Source organism: Haemophilus haemolyticus M19501, assembly GCF_000222025.1.
Lineage (GTDB): Bacteria > Pseudomonadota > Gammaproteobacteria > Enterobacterales > Pasteurellaceae > Haemophilus > Haemophilus haemolyticus_G.
Genome location: NZ_AFQO01000003.1, coordinates 231,439 through 248,814, shown reverse-complemented (window position 1 = coordinate 248,814; position 17,376 = coordinate 231,439). Strand labels below are relative to the sequence as shown.

General features: G+C 37.8%; 14 protein-coding genes and 1 pseudogene. 8 read left to right on the top strand and 7 right to left on the bottom strand.

The features are described from left to right. The first annotated feature begins 235 nt into the window (after positions 1–235). Positions 236–3,784 (top strand): ESPR-type extended signal peptide-containing protein, encoded by a 3,549-nt coding sequence (locus GG9_RS06845; protein WP_005630444.1) that lies wholly within the window; start codon positions 236–238, stop codon positions 3,782–3,784. A gap of 96 nt (positions 3,785–3,880) precedes the next feature. Here the strand turns inward: GG9_RS06845 and GG9_RS06850 are convergent, their stop codons facing one another. The 4 genes from GG9_RS06850 to GG9_RS06865 all read right to left on the bottom strand — a co-directional run bounded on the left by GG9_RS06850 (position 3,881) and on the right by GG9_RS06865 (position 7,069). Continuing rightward, positions 3,881–4,393 (bottom strand): OmpW family outer membrane protein, encoded by a 513-nt coding sequence (locus tag GG9_RS06850; protein WP_005630442.1) that lies wholly within the window; start codon positions 4,391–4,393, stop codon positions 3,881–3,883. A gap of 50 nt (positions 4,394–4,443) precedes the next feature. After that, positions 4,444–4,959, bottom strand: coding sequence for a SprT family zinc-dependent metalloprotease (locus GG9_RS06855; RefSeq protein WP_032825033.1), 516 nt, complete (start codon positions 4,957–4,959; stop codon positions 4,444–4,446). A 289-nt stretch (positions 4,960–5,248) separates the two neighbouring features. Then, on the bottom strand, positions 5,249–6,403 hold the full coding sequence (gene metK, locus GG9_RS06860; RefSeq protein WP_005630438.1) for a methionine adenosyltransferase: 1,155 nt from the start codon (positions 6,401–6,403) through the stop codon (positions 5,249–5,251). Between the two features lie 84 nt (positions 6,404–6,487). Then, positions 6,488–7,069 (bottom strand): anthranilate synthase component II, encoded by a 582-nt coding sequence (locus GG9_RS06865; RefSeq protein WP_005630436.1) that lies wholly within the window; start codon positions 7,067–7,069, stop codon positions 6,488–6,490. A gap of 41 nt (positions 7,070–7,110) precedes the next feature. On the opposite strand from GG9_RS06865, the gene GG9_RS06870 reads away from it, so the two are divergent. Then, positions 7,111–8,103: an aminodeoxychorismate synthase component I gene (locus GG9_RS06870; RefSeq protein WP_032825032.1), complete on the top strand. Its 993-nt coding sequence runs from the start codon at positions 7,111–7,113 to the stop codon at positions 8,101–8,103. A 127-nt stretch (positions 8,104–8,230) separates the two neighbouring features. Further along, positions 8,231–8,797, top strand: a complete 567-nt coding sequence (locus tag GG9_RS06875) for an aminotransferase class IV family protein (protein ID WP_005630432.1) — start codon at positions 8,231–8,233, stop codon at positions 8,795–8,797. A gap of 39 nt (positions 8,798–8,836) precedes the next feature. Here the strand turns inward: GG9_RS06875 and GG9_RS06880 are convergent, their stop codons facing one another. Next, on the bottom strand, positions 8,837–9,181 hold the full coding sequence (locus GG9_RS06880; protein ID WP_005630430.1) for a DUF496 family protein: 345 nt from the start codon (positions 9,179–9,181) through the stop codon (positions 8,837–8,839). Positions 9,182–9,367: 186 nt separating this feature from the next. Here GG9_RS06880 and serC point away from each other — a divergent pair. Together serC and hisC are read left to right on the top strand one after the other, a co-directional pair. Then, positions 9,368–10,457 (top strand): annotated as a pseudogene (gene serC, locus GG9_RS0108520) (3-phosphoserine/phosphohydroxythreonine transaminase). A gap of 89 nt (positions 10,458–10,546) precedes the next feature. Then, positions 10,547–11,647 (top strand): histidinol-phosphate transaminase, encoded by a 1,101-nt coding sequence (gene hisC, locus GG9_RS06885; RefSeq protein WP_005630423.1) that lies wholly within the window; start codon positions 10,547–10,549, stop codon positions 11,645–11,647. A 75-nt stretch (positions 11,648–11,722) separates the two neighbouring features. On the opposite strand, the gene grxD is transcribed toward hisC, so the two are convergent. Together grxD and ompA are read right to left on the bottom strand one after the other, a co-directional pair. Further along, positions 11,723–12,046 carry a Grx4 family monothiol glutaredoxin gene (grxD, locus tag GG9_RS06890; RefSeq protein ID WP_005627223.1) on the bottom strand — a complete coding sequence of 108 codons (324 nt, stop codon included), beginning with the start codon at positions 12,044–12,046 and terminating at the stop codon, positions 11,723–11,725. A gap of 150 nt (positions 12,047–12,196) precedes the next feature. Next, positions 12,197–13,237 carry a porin OmpA gene (gene ompA / locus GG9_RS06895; protein WP_005630420.1) on the bottom strand — a complete coding sequence of 347 codons (1,041 nt, stop codon included), beginning with the start codon at positions 13,235–13,237 and terminating at the stop codon, positions 12,197–12,199. A 381-nt stretch (positions 13,238–13,618) separates the two neighbouring features. Between ompA and ydiJ the strand changes: the two genes are divergently transcribed. The 3 genes from ydiJ to GG9_RS06905 are packed head-to-tail and all read left to right on the top strand — an operon-like array spanning position 13,619 to position 17,344. Then, a complete protein-coding gene (gene ydiJ, locus GG9_RS06900; RefSeq protein ID WP_005630418.1) occupies positions 13,619–16,702 on the top strand; it encodes a D-2-hydroxyglutarate dehydrogenase YdiJ in 3,084 nt (1,027 codons plus the stop codon). A gap of 53 nt (positions 16,703–16,755) precedes the next feature. Further along, positions 16,756–16,938 carry a hypothetical protein gene (locus GG9_RS09565; protein ID WP_032825031.1) on the top strand — a complete coding sequence of 61 codons (183 nt, stop codon included), beginning with the start codon at positions 16,756–16,758 and terminating at the stop codon, positions 16,936–16,938. Beyond that, on the top strand, positions 16,895–17,344 hold the full coding sequence (locus GG9_RS06905; protein WP_005630416.1) for a death domain-containing protein: 450 nt from the start codon (positions 16,895–16,897) through the stop codon (positions 17,342–17,344). Before GG9_RS09565 ends, GG9_RS06905 begins: the two co-directional genes overlap by 44 nt. The last annotated feature ends 32 nt before the right edge of the window (positions 17,345–17,376 follow it).

Here is a 17,376-nt window from a genome sequence, read left to right as displayed (position 1 = left end):
AAACAAACAATACTAGCACTTTCCGCCAGAGGCACAACACCTTTTAAGCTGAGGCGATACATCTCTTCTGTGTTGTGTGGATGTCTTTTTTCTGCACTTCATCGCACAAATCCAGTTCATTTTAAAGAAAACATTATTCTTTAGTCTCGCTGTGTTTTTCAACCTTAAAACACGGCTGGGGTTTTCTTTGTCTTTTTTATTGTAAACATAAACGAAAAATCAAATCGAGGTTAGTATGAATCATATTTATAGAATTATTTTTAATCGGGCATCAGGTGTTTTTCAAGTGGTCTCTGAACTTGCTAAAGGCAAGGTAAAATCTGCAAAAACATCGGTAAAATTAACCGCACTTTGTATGGCATTAGTGAGTGGTGCGGTGTTGGCGGGGGATAATACAAATTCTAGCCCTACCAATGAAGAAATTAAGAAACAATATGAAGAAATAAAGAAACAAAATAAAGAACTTAACGAAAAAGTGAGTATGCTACTTAAATTTGTTAAAGTCACCGACGAAAATAGTAAGCTAATTGGTTTAGAAACGAGCAATTCAAATAAAAAAAATACCATTGCCATAGGCAAGGATACTAATGTAACTCAAAATGATAATATCGCTATTGGTAATAAAACCGTTGCAACTGGACAAGGGGCTATGGTAATAGGGATCAATTCCACTGCTTCAGGTAATCGTGCAATAGTATTTGGGGAAGATTCAAAGGCATCAGAGGCATATACTATAGCAATAGGACATAATGCTACGGCATCTAAAGGAGAAGCTATTTCTATTGGTTATGATACAAAAGCAAGTGGCGACTATTCTGTTACGTTGGGACCTTGGGCAACAGCGTTAGAAGATAGTGCGTTAGCCTTGGGAGCTCAATCAAACGCATCTGGTAAATATTCCGTTGCTATCGGTCGTAGTACCAAAGCCTTAAAAGAAGGTGGTATATCAATCGGATTGAATTCGGTAACTTATGCTGAACGTGCGATAGCTCAGGGTTTTGCATCTATTAGTACAGGAAATGGGGCAATCGCTATCGGGGATCACGCAATCAGTCAAGGAAAATATGGTATTTCTATAGGGGTTAATTCTGCTATCAATAATGTGGGAACAGCAACAAATATTATTATCGGTAATGGAGCTTATGCAGGGCGTGGCACGCAACCTAGCAAGCTAACAATGTTGTTAAAACCGGGCGAACAAAAAATTTCTGTGGATGAAAATCCAGAAAAAATTGGTGGCTCGGAATATATTGCAAACTCAGCTGAAGGCATTAAACGTATTGCAATATCAAAGTATCGCCTTATTTTTCCTGAATACGCCAAACAATTTGAAAATAGTATTGCCTTTGGCACACTTGCACAAACTGTAGGACATCAAAGTATCGCATTTGGTGCAGGCACTCGTGCATCAGGAGCGGATTCGCTTTCTTTTGGTATTGCTGCTGAATCACGTGGGCATTATTCTTTAGCAATTGGTTCGTCTGCTGTAGCGAAAAGAGAAAGTGGCATAGCCATAGGTCGAATTGCTACCGCTCACGCAGACAATTCGGTTTCTATTGGTACATATTCGCAAGTAATTATTGATGGTGGTGTTGCTCTTGGGTCGCATTCTATTACCGATCGAGGAGCAAACTCGGTGGGTGTTGATTTCAGTGGCGAATATACAGGTATAGATGCTAATAATCAGTACATTCTAAAAGGAGAATTGAAAACTAAATCAGAGGCTATGCAAACTGACATTAATAATGCAAAAGAGAGATTTAAAACGGATGTAGAAAAATACAGCGAGTTATCAGAATTGCGGAATTTGATCGAGGGAGAAATCCCTGCTGCAAACAGTACATTTAATTCTCGAAATACTGCGTATACTACATTGCAAAACAAAATGAATAGTACAAGTTCAAGCAATCAAAAACCAAAAGCCGAAGATGTACAAAAAGCCAAAGAAGCTAAAGAAACAGCTGAAGCAAATTTGAATAAGTTAAAGGCTCGCCGTAGTGAATTGGAAACCAAACATAGCATTAACAATGAAGTAGCAATGTCATCTGATACGGCAAATAATAACAATTCAGAGAAAACTAAAAAAGAACTCGAAGAAATTGAGCAAAAACTGACCGCACTTGATGCACAACTTGTTACAGATGAAGGAAATCTAAAAGAAAAACAAATAGCTCAAAATAAAATTGTTTCAGTGTGGCGTGGTACTACGGGGGCATTTTCTGTAGGAAATCGCTATCGCAATTTAACCCGCCAAATTACTGGTGTAGCAGCGGGGACGGCAGACACTGATGCCGTAAACTTGGCACAGTTGAAATCGGCAGGCTTGCGTTTTGCGGTTAATTCCGACAATCAAGGTTTTACTGACACGGATAAAACCAACTTCTACAAACACGTGGGCGAAACGCTCTCTATTTTAGGCGAGAGTGGTGTTGGCTACAAAGCAGATTTGTATAGCAGTCGCAACTTGATTACTTATCACGACAATGACGGTATTCGCATTGCAATGAAAACTAATCCAGTATTTGACCGTTTAACCTTAGTCAATAAAGATGATCCGAGTAAATCTTTAGAACTTTATGCCAAAACAGACAATAAGGGTAAAACCTATTTAATGCAGGAAGAAAAAGCACCTGAAGCGAATAATGCAGCCAAAGAAAAACCACAAACCCCGAATAATGGCACAGACGGTAATCACAACACAGCAGGTCAAGACGGTGCTAACGGACAAAATGGACAAGCTGGTGGCACAGGCTCGACAGGTAATGCAGGTTCTGCTGGTAGCCAAGGTTCAAATGGTACAACAGATCACAATGCTTCGGCAGGTCAAGGCGGTGCTAATGGACAAAATGGACAAGCTGGTGGCACAGGCTCGACAGGTAATGCAGGTTCTACAGGTAGTCAAGGTTCAAATGGTACAGCTGGTCACAATGGTGCAGCAGGTCAAGACGGTGCTAATGGACAAAATGGACAAGCTGGTGGCGTAGGCTCGACAGGTAATGCAGGTTCTGCTGGTAATCAAGGGGCTGATGGTTCAGTAGGTCACAATGGTTCGACAGGTCAAGACGGTGCTAATGGACAAAATGGACAAGCTGGTGGTTCAGGTTCAACAGGTAATGCAGGTTCTGCTGGTAGCCAAGGTTCCAATGGTACAGCAGGTCAAGACGGTTCGGTAGGTCAAGACGGTGCTAATGGACAAAATGGACAAGCTGGTAGCACAGGCTTGACAGGTAATGAAGGTTCTGCAGGTAGCCAAGGTTCCAACGGTGCAGCAGGTCAAGACGGTGCTAATGGACAAAATGGACAAGCTGGTGGTTCAGGTTCAACAGGTAATGCAGGTTCTGCTGGTAGCCAAGGTTCCAACGGTGCAGCAGGTCAAGACGGTGCTAATGGACAAAATGGAGCCAACGGACAAAATGGAGCTAACGCTAATCACGGTATAAATGGTAACAATGGTTCAAATGGACTTTCTGCCAATGAAACTGATCTCACTCGTGCAGCAATCAAAGGATTGAATCAAGCGACTGGCGAAATCAATCGACAAATCCGAAAAACCACTCGTGAAAGCCGTGCGGGTATTGCAGCTGCAATGGCAATGGGGCAAATTTACCCAGTGCAAGGAAAACGCTTTACCGTTGGGGCAGCTGCGGGTACTTATCGAGGACAATCTGCTGTTGCTGTTGGGGTTCGTTATACACCTAAACCAAATGTGGTAATTAGCCTTTCTGGCTCTGCTGATACCAATAACGGTGTGGGTGCTGCAACTGGGGTAAGTTTTGGGTTTTAGCGTATTGAAATAATCCAAAAATAAATAACGGTGATTGTTTTAAACGATCACCGTTAAATTAAAGTGTTTTATAAAAAGATTTTTGTATTCTAAAAATTAGAATCCGTAACCCACGCCAACTTTCGCGCCATAGTTATTAACTTTAGTATTATCAAAACTACCTAGACGATTGTATTCAACACCGCCATTTGCATACCAGTTGCCATCTAATTTATATTTCGCACCTGCTACAACACCATAGCCAATTTTAGTTTCAGAAGAACTTTTATATACTTGATTAGCTCTATTATCATATTTGAATTGGTTAGCTGCAACACGAGCACCGACATAAGGCTGAACTTTAGAATTTGTATCAAAATCATATAATACTGATGCACCTAAACCGTGAATTTTCGCACCATCAACTTTTCCATGATGAGTATAATCACCCGCAACACGCGTATTTCCTAATTTATAACCAACCGCTACACGAGGTTCAATTCGAGTATTATTACTACCGTTTGCTTTAGTTTGAGATAAACCGATATCGCCTTCAGCATAGATATTCGCATTTGCAACAGAAGCAAAGGCAAATGCACCAACAATAACTGCTAATAAAGATTTTTTCATTGGATAACTCCTTTATTTATTGAATAAACTGGAAAAATATATCACAAAAATTATTCTGTTTCATCGACAAAAACTAATTTTCCCTTACATTTTTTACACAAATATTCGATGTGTTCTTTCATTATTTTGTTATGCCGACGAATAGTTAGAAAATGGGTTTGGCACGCACAACGATATTCAAAGGTTTTACCTTGCACATTTTTTATATCAAATTGATGGCAAGTGTCTGCGGGAAGCTTAAAAATTTCATTCATTACAAGCTGCCACTCTTTCCCGTGTGGTTTTACGCGACCAAACATTTGATACACAATCAAATGCGCAAGCTCGTGTGGCACGACTTGTCGAATAAATTCATCTGCATTTTCTTGTAATAAAGTGCGGTTAAATTTTATTTGATTTTTTTGCAGATAAGCCACGCCTGCCTTTATGCCACGTAAATCATAATTTACCTCAGGCATTGTAAATTTTCGCTTAAAATAAGCCTCTGCAAGCAGCAAAGACTGATTCAATTTGCGTTGCACTTGCATTTTTAAATGACGAAATGGAATTTGCTCTATTGATGTCATGATTGAAAAGAAAAAACCGCTAGATAAGCGGCTTTTATATGATAGAATGATCAGTGGCTGGTCAGGTGTTGTCATTACCTGACTGGGGGGTCAGGTAATGCAATCATCTCGATCAGTTTGTTTTAACACTGATTGGGAGACAAAATTGATGAAAATTATCTTTATAATCGTCATCATATTTATTGTGTTACTGTATAGCTCGCCAGCTTGGTAACACTTATCAGTCAAGGCAGCAAGTAACCTTGTTGCCTTTCCAATATAAGCCTTTCAAACTAAAAATTCAAGCCTATTATTTTAAACCTGCCGCAATACGTAATTCTGCTGCACGATCCACTTTTTCCCAAGGGAATTGCTCACGACCGAAATGACCATAAGCTGCCGTTTCACGATAGATTGGTTGAATTAAATCTAACATTTTAATTAAGCCATAAGGACGTAAATCAAAAAATTCACGAACTAATGACACTAATAATTCATTTGCAACTTTTCCAGTTCCAAAGGTTTCGACCATAATAGATGTTGGATCAGCCACACCAATCGCATAAGAAAGTTGGATTTCACAACGATCTGCCAAACCAGCTGCCACAATATTTTTTGCGACATAACGTGCAGCATAAGCAGCGGAACGATCTACTTTAGATGGATCTTTTCCTGAGAATGCGCCACCACCGTGACGAGCGGCACCACCGTAAGTATCTACGATAATTTTACGACCTGTTAAACCACAATCGCCCATTGGCCCACCAATAACAAAACGACCAGTCGGGTTAATGAAGAATTTTGTTTCTTTAGAAAGCCATTCACTTGGTAATACAGGTTTGATAATTTCTTCCATCACACCTTCGTGTAAATCTTTTTGGCTAACTTCTTCAGAATGTTGAGTAGAAAGCACAACCGCATCCACACCAACAATTTTATTATCTTCATATTTTAACGTGACTTGGCTTTTCGCATCTGGGCGTAACCATGCTAATTTACCGCTTTTACGCACTTCAGCTTGTTTTTCCATTAAGCGATGTGCATAAGTAATGGCTGCTGGCATTAATACATCTGTTTCATTGGTGGCATAACCAAACATAATACCTTGGTCGCCTGCACCTTGATCTAATGGATTTTCACGATCAACGCCTTGATTAATATCTACAGATTGTTTACCAATCGCATTAAGCACCGCACAAGAATGGCCATCAAAACCCATTTCAGAATGTTCATAACCAATATCACAAATCACTTTACGCGTTAAATTCTCAATATCGACCCATGCTGATGTGGTAATTTCACCACCCACCAATGCCATACCGGTTTTTACGTAGGTCTCACAAGCGACTCGTGCTTTTGGATCTTGTTTTAGGATTTCATCAAGTACCGCATCAGAAATTTGATCGGCAATTTTATCTGGATGCCCTTCAGAGACAGATTCAGATGTAAATAAATAGCTAGACATATTTTCTCTCTTTTTCTTTTAAATTTGGATGTATTGACGTATAGACGGCTATAATACGCATTTTTGCTTAATAAGCAAGCGGTATTATGGGGTAGTTGTGGGAGGAATTGCCAACCAATTACGCAAAATTTGCTCTCCAAAGTCTGACATATAAGATTCTGGATGAAACTGAACACCATAAATTGGCAAAAACTTATGCTGCATAGCCATCACCACGCTTTCATCACAAAGTGCGGTAACTTCTAGGCAACTAGGAAAATCTTTTTTCTGTACGCCCCAAGAATGATATAGCCCGATATTAAATTCAGCAGGAAGATCAAAAAACAATGGGGAATTTGACCGCACTTTTAATGTTCTTTTCTGCCCGTGACGAACATTCTCTAAGTTATACAATGTACCGCCAAAAAATTCACATAAGGTTTGATGCCCTAAACACACACCTAAAATAGATTTCTGCTGATAATATTTTTCCAACATGGAAAAAAGTTGTGGGTAAGCGCGTGGCACATCAGGCCCCGGCGAAATCAATATATGACTATATTTTTCCGCTGTATTTTCTTTCAAATCTTCCACATTTAAAACATCATAAGGCACATTTAATTTGCGAATTAAATCTACCAAGTTAAAAGTAAAAGAATCGTGATTATTAATGATGAGTAATTTCATAACCGCTCGGTATTCGTTATAATCGTGCAATTTTACGCAAAATAACACAAATCACAATGCAACATTTTATTGAACAGGCTAATCATTATGGCAAACAACGCACGCCATTTTTCTTTCTTATTGATTTTGAAAAAGAAAAACCCTTGATTTGTCCTCTCGAAAATTCTGCACAACAAGGCATTTATTTTGATATTTTAGGGAAAAGAAATAGCACGATTTCTCCACAATCTATTCCTCTTAATTTTACCAAACATCCAATGCCTTTCTCGCGTTATCAACAAGGTTTTGAACTTGTTCAAAATGAATTACAAAAAGGCAATTCTTATTTATTGAATCTCACTTATCCTACTGAAATTTCAGGCAATATTTCACTTGAACAAATTTTTCATCAAACCAATGCACCTTATAAATTGTGGTTACAAGATCAATTTGTTTGCTTTTCGCCTGAATGTTTTGTCAATATTCAGGATAACCGCATTTTTACTTATCCCATGAAAGGGACAATTAATGCGTCTCTGCCCGATGCAGAAAATCAGTTACTCACAAATGAAAAAGAACAACGCGAGCATTACACAATTGTTGATTTAATGCGTAATGATTTATCAATGGTGGCAGAACACATTCAGGTGAAAAAATTTCGTTATATCGATCGTATCAAGACCCAGAAAGGCGAAATACTGCAAACCAGTTCTGAGATTTGCGGAAAATTGAATGAAAACTGGCAAAATCAAATTGGAGATATTTTAGCGAAACTCTTGCCTGCTGGTTCCATTAGTGGCGCACCAAAAGAGAAAACCACACAAATTATTCAACAAGCAGAAAAACAAAAACGCGGTTATTACACAGGAATTTTTGGCATATTTGATGGTAAAACACTACAAAGTGCGGTGGCAATTCGATTTATTTCTCAAGTAGATGAAAAATTTTATTTTCATAGTGGAGGCGGGATTACCATTCATAGCAATGTGCAAGATGAATATGAAGAATTATTAGAAAAAGTTTATTTGCCTATTTCAGAAACTTACGCGATATAAAAATCTGTTATACCGTGGGTAAGTGTACCCACGGTTACGCATATTCCCCTTTGGGATATTTCTAACTACCGCCCCAAAATCGGTTTAATTATGCTTACCCTAGTCAATAACTAACAGGAATACCTTAATGTTCCCTTTATTTGAAACCCTTTGCATTGAAAAGGGGGAAATTAAAAATATCGATTTACACCAAGCGAGATATGAACGTAGTTTACGTGCATATTATGGCAAAAGTGCGGTAAAAATTTTTAATCTTTTTTCCCTTATTCAACTACCTGAAAATTTACAAAATCGATTAGTTCGCTGCCGCATTGATTACAATGCCGAAACCACACAAATTCAATATTTTGAATACCATCGAAAAATTTACCGCACTTTTCAACCTGTAATTTGTGACGACATCGAATATAGCTTGAAATATTCTGATCGCAGTTTAATTAATACATTGTTTGCTCAACGAGGCACTTGTGATGAAATTATGATTATCAAAAATGGAAAAGTGACAGATTGTTCCATTGGTAATTTAATTTTTCGCCAAGGAAAAAAATGGTACACACCAGATACGCCATTGCTTTTAGGCACACAACGAGAAAAATTATTACAAGAGAGGAAAATTCAAGAACGTACAATATTCCTAGAAGATATTGGCAATTTCGATGAAATTAAAATCATTAATGCAATGAATGGCTTATAAAAAATAAGCCGACTGATTCAGCCGGCTATTTCATTACAATTATTTTTCAGAATTTTTCAATAATTCCGCATGCGCTTTTTTCTGACTTTTCATTTTCGCACTGATCTCTCGACGTTGCGTAGAAAGCTCTGCATTGCGAATCGTATAATCATCAACACGACCTTCATAGTCATCACGCATACTTTCAATAATTCCGCGCACCTCTTCGATGGTCATATCATCACGAATGTATTGATTTAAGTTATCTAACAATAATACGCGTTTTTGGTTGTCACGGATTTTACGATTATTGTCTTCCATGTCGCGCTTAATTTTGTTTTTCGAACGATACATACGCACGTATTCCAACACCTCTTGGAAAGATTGCTTGTTTACAGTTTCCATAATGACTCTCTTTTAGTAAGAAAATTGATGGCGGTAATGTAGCCTCTTTTTGGTAATTCGTCAAAAGCTGAAAGTAAATTTTGTGAGTCAGCTCAAAAAAATTTTTTATTTACCAAAAAAGCGTTTGATTCTCTGCTTTTGTAGTGATAAAACAGATTCAACTATCTACAAAAATAAGGAAACACAATGTCACAAGTCTTTAATTTTAGCGCTGGACCAGCGATGATTTTTCCAGAAGTACTACAAAAAGCACAAGGTGAACTGACAAACTGGCTCAATCAAGGTGTGTCCGTGATGGAAGTAAGCCATCGCGGTAAATATTTCATGGAGCTTATTGCACAAGCAGAAAAAGATCTACGTGAGGTTTACAATATTCCTGATAACTATCGCGTACTTTTCCTACAAGGTGGTGCTCGCGGTCAATTTGCAGCGATTCCGATGAACTTAATCGGTAAAAAAGGCAAAGCCCTTTATTTAAATAGTGGACATTGGTCAGCTACAGCAGCAAAAGAAGCAAGAAGTTTTGCAGAAATTGATGAAATCACTATTGTAGAAAATGGCGAACAGACTCGAATTACCGATCTTGATTTTAGCCATATTGCTGATCAATATGACTACGTTCATTATTGCCCAAATGAAACTATCAGTGGTGTAGAGATTTTTGATGTTCCAAATGTGGGCGATGCTATATTGGTGGCTGATATGTCTTCAAATATTCTTTCACGCCAAATCGATATCAGTAAATTTGGTGTAATTTATGCAGGTGCGCAAAAAAATCTTGGTCCTGCGGGCATTACATTAGTCATTATTCGTGATGATTTAATCGGTAATGCACGTAAAGAAACCCCATCTATTTGGAATTATGCAACTCAACGTGATGCAGATTCAATGATCAATACACCACCAACATTTGCTTGGTATTTATGTTCCCTCGTATTTAAACATCTTAAAGAGATGGGGGGGCTTAGCGGTGATCGCAAAACGTAATATGCTAAAAGCACAAACCCTTTATGATTATATTGATTCGAGCAAACTTTACCGCAATGTGGTAGCAAAAGAAAACCGCTCAACAATGAATGTCACTTTCATCACTGGTAATGCTGAATTAGATGCTAAATTTGTCGCAGAATCCACTGCTGCGGGCTTACAAGCTTTGAAAGGCCACAAAGTTTTAGGTGGAATGCGAGCATCTATTTATAATGCTATGCCACAGGAAGGCGTTGAGACACTCATTTCATTTATGAAAAAATTTGAAGCTGAAAATCTTCCTCAATAGTTAAAGAACATTTTCAATGGGCGTATTTACTACGCCCAAATTTACTTGAAAATTACTCCTAATCCACATCAATATTTTCAAATAACACTATGCAGTACATAAATATTGCCAATCGAGGCGTACAATCCTTATCCCCTTATCAAGCAGGCAAACCCATTGAAGAATTAGAAAGAGAACTTGGGATTTCCAATATCGTTAAACTTGCCTCAAACGAAAGCCCATTTGGTTTTCCAGAAAGTGCAAAAAAAGCAATTTTCGAACAATTAGATAAACTGACTCGTTATCCAGATGCGAATGGCTTTGAACTAAAACAAACTATCGCAAAAAAATTTGGCGTTCAACCAAATCAAATTACACTCGGAAATGGATCAAACGATTTATTAGAACTTTTTGCTCACACTTTCGCAACCGAAGGCGATGAAATCATTTATTCACAATATGCCTTTATTGTTTATCCTTTAGTAACTAAAGCGATTAATGCAATTGCAAAAGAAATTCCAGCTAAAAATTGGGGGCACGATTTACAAGGATTTTTGACCGCACTTTCTGATAAAACAAAGCTCATTTACATTGCTAATCCCAATAATCCAACGGGTAATTTTTTAACGTCGCAAGAAATTGAAGATTTTTTAGTAGAAGTTCCACAAAATGTAATCGTGGTATTAGATGAAGCCTACACCGAATTTACCAGATCTGAAGAACGAGTGGACTCCTTCCGTTTATTAAAAAAATATTCAAATTTAATTATTTCACGCTCTCTTTCTAAAGCCTATGGCTTGGCGGGTTTACGCATTGGTTATGCGGTATCTAATCCTGAAATCGCAGATTTATTAAATCGAGTTCGACAACCATTTAACTGTAATTCTTTGGCATTAACCGCTGCAGTTGCCGTAATGAATGACGATGAATTTGTTGAGAAAGTAGCTGAAAATAATCGAGTAGAAATGCGACGTTATGAAGACTTTTGTCAAAAAAATCAATTGGAATATATTCCCTCCAAAGGAAATTTTATAACCATTGATTTCAAACAACCTGCTGCCCCAATTTATGATGCGTTATTACGCGAAGGCGTAATCGTTCGCCCTATTGCTGGTTATGGCATGCCGAATCATTTGCGTATAAGTATTGGTTTACCTGAAGAAAATAATCGATTTTTTACCGCACTTTCTAAGGTATTAAAGCTTGCCTAGACTATTTATTCAATAAAAAACAAATTTATTTGTATAAAAAACCCGCTATAAGCGGGTTTCATTTTTCTAATGTAATTAAGCGTGCTTTGCTGCAACTTCAGCTAATAAAGTTTGTAATTCACCAGATTGATACATCTCTAAAATGATATCACAACCACCAATTAATTCCCCCTCTACCCATAATTGCGGAAAAGTTGGCCAGTTTGCATATGCTGGTAATTCAGCACGAATATCTGGATGTTGCAAAATATCTACATAACCAAAAGGTACTTTACAATTCATCAATGCTTCAGATGCACGAGCAGAAAAGCCACAAGATGGTAATTTTGGTGAACCTTTCATATAAATAAGAATTGGATTTTCACTAATTTGCTTTTTGATTTTGTCTAAGGTTTCCATAATGTTCCCTATAAATAAATGAGAACCGTATTCTATCATAAGTTAAAACTTGATTGAAATGCTTGGTTTTAGATTCATATAAGACAAAAGGCCTAAACCGAAGTTTAAGCCTTTTGCTGTATTTAATCTTTCGTTAAACGAACACTAAAATTATTTAGTACCGTTAACTGCGATCTCTACACGACGGTCTGGAGCAAGACATGCGATAAGCGCTTTACGACCTTTAACTTGGTCACAAGTTGCGCCAGTCACTGGGTTTGCTTTACCGTAACCAGTTGCAGAGATTGCATCTGCAGAAACACCTTTAGCAACGAAGTAGTTAGCTACAGTGTCAGCACGTTGTTGAGAAAGTTTAACGTTGAACGCATCAGAACCAATACGGTCAGTGTAACCAGCAACAGCTACTTTAGCACCGTTGATTTGTGCGATTTCACCGTAAATACCATCTAAGGTTGCTTGAGCTTGTGGTTTTAAGTTTGCTTTACCGAACGCAAAAGTTACATCAGAGTTTAAGTTGAAAGTTTTGCTTACCATTTCAGGTGCTGCAACAACTGGCGCTGAGCCTTGACCGAAGCGGTAAGAAATACCTGCATTGATAGAACCAATCCATGGATTATAATTAATTGCACTATGAGCATCATCGCCTGTACGTAATTTACCTACACGAGTTAGCCATTGGTATTCTAAACGAACTGCTAACTCTGGTAACACTGCATATTCTGCACCAACTGCGAATAAACCAGAAGTACGCAAGCTATGTTCACGGAACTGATCACTAACTTTTTTATAGTCAGAACGCACTAAAGCAACACCTGCTTTACCATAAACATCTAAACCTTCTAACACTTCATAGCTGCCTTTTAAGCTTAAGTGTGCACCGTGGTTAGTGTGTTTAGCATCAGTTTTACCTGCTTGGCGACCTTTAGCACGACCGAAATCATCGTAACCTAATTCAACCGCTAAACCTAAGTTATCTTGATTTAAAATTTGATAACCACCAAATACACCGTAAGTGAAAGAATTACGGTGATAACCCTCACTATTTTCACGAGCTAGAGCACGAATGCCATCGTGGAAAGATGCTTGACCGGCTTTAACGCCAGCGTAGAAAGTATTTTCTTGTGGAGCTGCTTGAGCTACTGAAGCCGCTGCTAAACCAGCAACTACTAATGCGATTGCAGTTTTTTTCATTTTGATGTCCTCTATTTAGTCATCGAATAATAATAAAAAAGTGTCCTTGTTTATACTGAACTTTTAATTAAAGTTACACTCTAAACAGTCGCTTAACTAGGGTTTTGAATTTGCCCTACTTTTTACCTTTTGACAAATTCAATTCCTTTGTTTACGCCAAAGGAACGTTCAAAAGTGCGCTTATTATCCTACAAAAATTGAAAAGATCAAATTCTTTTGAGTATTTTGCCTATTATTTAATCAAACAACATCGTTTTCTTGACTAATTCACTCCATAAAATGCCTCCCCAAAACGCCTAAAATCTAATTCGACATTGTTCTCACCTTAAGATATTATCGAAGATATCCTCGATATTTATATCTTTAAATGAGTTAAATGCCATGTTGCCAAGTCTAAATCGCACTCCACAAATTGAACAAAATGTACTTAACTATCTCCAAGCGCTTAAAAAACAACATTTTGAAGGAGATATCGCTACAAATTATGCAGATAGATTAAGTCTTGCTACGGATAACAGCGTTTACCAACAGCTTCCACAGGCGATTCTTTTTCCGAAAACTGTTGCTGATATAGTGCGTATAACCAAATTGGCAAATTTACCAAAATATCAATCACTCACTTTTACGCCTCGCGGTGGTGGCACTGGCACTAATGGTCAATCTATCAATAACAATATAATAGTGGATCTTTCTCGCCATATGACTGCTATTTTGGAACTCAATGTAAAAGAGCGTTGGGTTCGAGTACAAGCAGGTGTAGTAAAAGATCAACTTAATCAATTTTTAAAACCACATGGTTTATTCTTTGCCCCAGAGTTATCCACCAGCAATCGAGCGACTTTAGGTGGAATGATTAACACCGATGCCTCTGGGCAAGGCTCATTGCAATACGGTAAAACCTCTAATCATGTTTTGGCATTACGCGCAGTATTAATGAACGGTGAGATTTTAGATACAAGTGCGGTCAATTCTGTTGATGTTTTAGAAAACATCGATGCGCTTGAATTAAGTGACAGTAGCAAAAGACTCCATCAAACCATTGCGCAACACTGTAAAGAAAAAAGAGCAGCAATCATTAAAGATTTGCCACAACTTAACCGTTTTTTAACGGGATACGATCTAAAAAATGTCTTTAATGAAGATGAAAGTGAATTTAATCTTACGAGAATTCTCACTGGCTCTGAAGGTTCTCTCGCATTTATTTGTGAAGCCAAACTCAATCTTCTGCCAATTCCTCAGTATCGCACGCTCATCAATATTAAATATCGTTCTTTTGATGCGGCATTACGCAATGCACCTTTTATGGTGAAAGCCAATGCGCTTTCTGTGGAAACAGTTGATTCCAAAGTCTTAAACCTTGCCAAACAAGATATTATTTGGCACTCGGTGAATGAACTTCTTACAGAAGATGAAACGGATCCAATTCTTGGTTTAAATATTGTGGAATTTGCTGGTAATAATCAAGAAAAAATAGACCGCCAAGTTACCGCACTTTGTCGCTCACTTGATGAAAAAATCGAACACAACCAAGATCACATTATTGGCTATCAAGTTTGCTCAGATTTACCTTCTATTGAGCGTATTTATGCAATGCGAAAAAAAGCAGTGGGCTTACTGGGTAATGCAAAAGGTGCTGCCAAACCGATTCCTTTCGTGGAAGATACTTGTGTCCCCCCAGAAAATCTTGCGGATTACATCAGTGAATTTCGCGCTTTATTAGACAAACACAATTTACAATATGGCATGTTTGGTCACGTGGATGCTGGCGTGTTGCACGTTCGCCCTGCGCTTGATTTATGCGACAAAGAACAAGTGAAATTATTCAAACAAATTTCAGATGAAGTAGCAGAACTTACGATTAAATATGGTGGATTACTCTGGGGAGAGCATGGAAAAGGCGTGCGTTCCCATTACGGCGAAAAATTCTTTACGCCAGAACTCTGGCACGAACTTCGTTATATCAAAACCTTATTCGATCCGAACAATCGCTTAAATCCCGGCAAAATCTGTACGCCTTTAGATTCCAAAGAGGAACTTTATTCTATTCTTTCGCCTATGCGGGCTGATAACGATCGTCAAATTCCGATCCAAATGCGCGATGAATTTAAGGGTGCGATGAACTGCAATGGAAACGGTTTATGTTTCAATTTTGATGAACACAGCATTATGTGCCCATCGATGAAAGTCAGTAAAAACCGTGTATTTTCGCCGAAAGGTCGCGCAGCCATGGTTAGAGAATGGCTTCGATTGATGGCAAATGAAAATGTTTCGCCCGAACAATTAGACTTCCGTAAAACAGAAATAAAATTAACCGCACTTGTAAAAAGACTGAGCAATACGGTTCAAAAATGGCGAGGCGATTATGATTTTTCTCACGAAGTGAAAGCTGCAATGGACACTTGCCTTGCTTGTAAAGCCTGTGCAAGCCAATGCCCGATAAAAATCGATGTACCAAGTTTCCGTGCGAAATTCTTTCATTTTTATCACAACCGCTACTTACGTCCAGTAAAAGATCACATTGTGGCAAATTTAGAAATCGCAGCGCCTTATATGGCAAAACAAGCAAAATTCTTTAATTATTTTACCAAGCTAAAAGTCACGCAAACATTAGTGGAAAAAACGCTAGGCATGACCGATTTGCCTTTGCTTTCTGAACCCAATTTGCAACAACAGCTGGTGGAAATTCATTATCAAGACAAATCCTTGGAAGAATTGGAAGACCTAAGTGCGGTAGAAAAAAACGATGTTTTATTTATTGTGCAAGATCCTTATACCTCTTACTATGATGCCAAAGTGGTTCGCGATTTTGTTATGCTCACGCAGAAATTAGGTTTCAAACCAATTCTGTTGCCATTTAAACCAAACGGCAAAGCAATGCACATTAAAGGTTTCTTAAAACGCTTTAGCAAAACAGCACAAAACCAAGCCGAGTTTTTAAATCGAATGGCAAAATTAGGCATTCCACTTGTAGGCGTTGATCCAGCCATCGTGCTATCTTATCGAGATGAATACAAAGAAGCACTACAAGAAAAACGTGGCGATTTTCACGTTCTCACCGCACACGAATGGTTAAAACAAAGATTACAAAATACGGCATTACAAGATAAACTGAAAAACATCGCCAAAACTGACCGCACTTCCGATTGGTATTTATTCCCGCATTGTACAGAATCTACTTTTATGCCGAATAGTCCAAAAGAATGGCAAGAAATTTTTGGAAGATTTGGACAACAACTTACTGTAGAAAAAGTAGGATGTTGTGGTATGGCTGGTGTATTTGGGCATGAAGTGCAAAATCAAAAAATGAGCCGAGAAATCTACGATGTATCATGGCATAAAAAACTGCATGGAAAAGATCCGCACTTTTGTTTAGCAACTGGTTATTCTTGCCGCAGTCAGGTAAAACGTTATGAAAATGTGGTGTTAAAGCATCCTGTGCAGGCATTATTAGAAATATTGGAATAAAAGAGAACTTATGCCACAATAACATCAAAACTTGATACTACTAAGGAGGAAATATGTCTAGACATCTTTCACCACCAACCAATCAAGAACTCATTAATGAGCTAATAAAGTTGGGCAATCATATTGAAAGCACCAGAATCACAGGCGAAACACGTGAAGAGCGTTTAAAAAAATTTATGGAAATTTACAATTATGGCAAATGTAATAAAGATTCCAGCAAAAGTTTCTCTACATAAATTGTTTCGAGAAATCAGTCGAGAACTAGGTTTTAGTGATGAAGACATCGATAATTACGCAATGGATGTTTTTGAATTACTTGATAAATGGGAACAACAAGGGTTTGTTGAAGTTTACGAAAATTATAGTGATCGCAAAGTTGGTCGTTTAAAACGTTCTGATCTGGGTAAATACGCTATCCCTTGGTATTTAGAACTTTATCACGCTAGAATTTCAGAGAAGAATGACCCTTTAATCGTATTAAGAAAAGATAATGAAGATAAACGAGGAGAATATAGTTTCTCTGTCAGATTTTTAATCACTCACGATAAAATGTTTGGCTCATTAAATGAAAAAAATAATGAAGCAATCTTGAAAAAAATCAAAATGACCGTCGATACATTAATTAAAAAAGGCAATTATTAATGAAGTAAGTCTAATAATTTACCTTTATTTTT

Bases quoted from the DNA above. Each gene is read 5' to 3' on its own strand.
- GG9_RS06880 (WP_005630430.1), bottom strand. From the start codon at position 9,181: ATGGAAACTGTAAACAAGCAATCTTTCCAAGAGGTGTTGGAATACGTG.
- hisC (WP_005630423.1), top strand. From the start codon at position 10,547: ATGCAGTACATAAATATTGCCAATCGAGGCGTACAATCCTTATCCCCT.
- ompA (WP_005630420.1), bottom strand. From the start codon at position 13,237: ATGAAAAAAACTGCAATCGCATTAGTAGTTGCTGGTTTAGCAGCGGCT.
- GG9_RS06845 (WP_005630444.1), top strand. From the start codon at position 236: ATGAATCATATTTATAGAATTATTTTTAATCGGGCATCAGGTGTTTTT.
- GG9_RS06905 (WP_005630416.1), top strand. From the start codon at position 16,895: ATGGCAAATGTAATAAAGATTCCAGCAAAAGTTTCTCTACATAAATTG.
- GG9_RS06865 (WP_005630436.1), bottom strand. From the start codon at position 7,069: ATGAAATTACTCATCATTAATAATCACGATTCTTTTACTTTTAACTTG.
- GG9_RS06855 (WP_032825033.1), bottom strand. From the start codon at position 4,959: ATGACATCAATAGAGCAAATTCCATTTCGTCATTTAAAAATGCAAGTG.
- grxD (WP_005627223.1), bottom strand. From the start codon at position 12,046: ATGGAAACCTTAGACAAAATCAAAAAGCAAATTAGTGAAAATCCAATT.
- metK (WP_005630438.1), bottom strand. From the start codon at position 6,403: ATGTCTAGCTATTTATTTACATCTGAATCTGTCTCTGAAGGGCATCCA.
- ydiJ (WP_005630418.1), top strand. From the start codon at position 13,619: ATGTTGCCAAGTCTAAATCGCACTCCACAAATTGAACAAAATGTACTT.
- GG9_RS06850 (WP_005630442.1), bottom strand. From the start codon at position 4,393: ATGAAAAAATCTTTATTAGCAGTTATTGTTGGTGCATTTGCCTTTGCT.
- GG9_RS09565 (WP_032825031.1), top strand. From the start codon at position 16,756: ATGTCTAGACATCTTTCACCACCAACCAATCAAGAACTCATTAATGAG.
- GG9_RS06875 (WP_005630432.1), top strand. From the start codon at position 8,231: ATGTTCCCTTTATTTGAAACCCTTTGCATTGAAAAGGGGGAAATTAAA.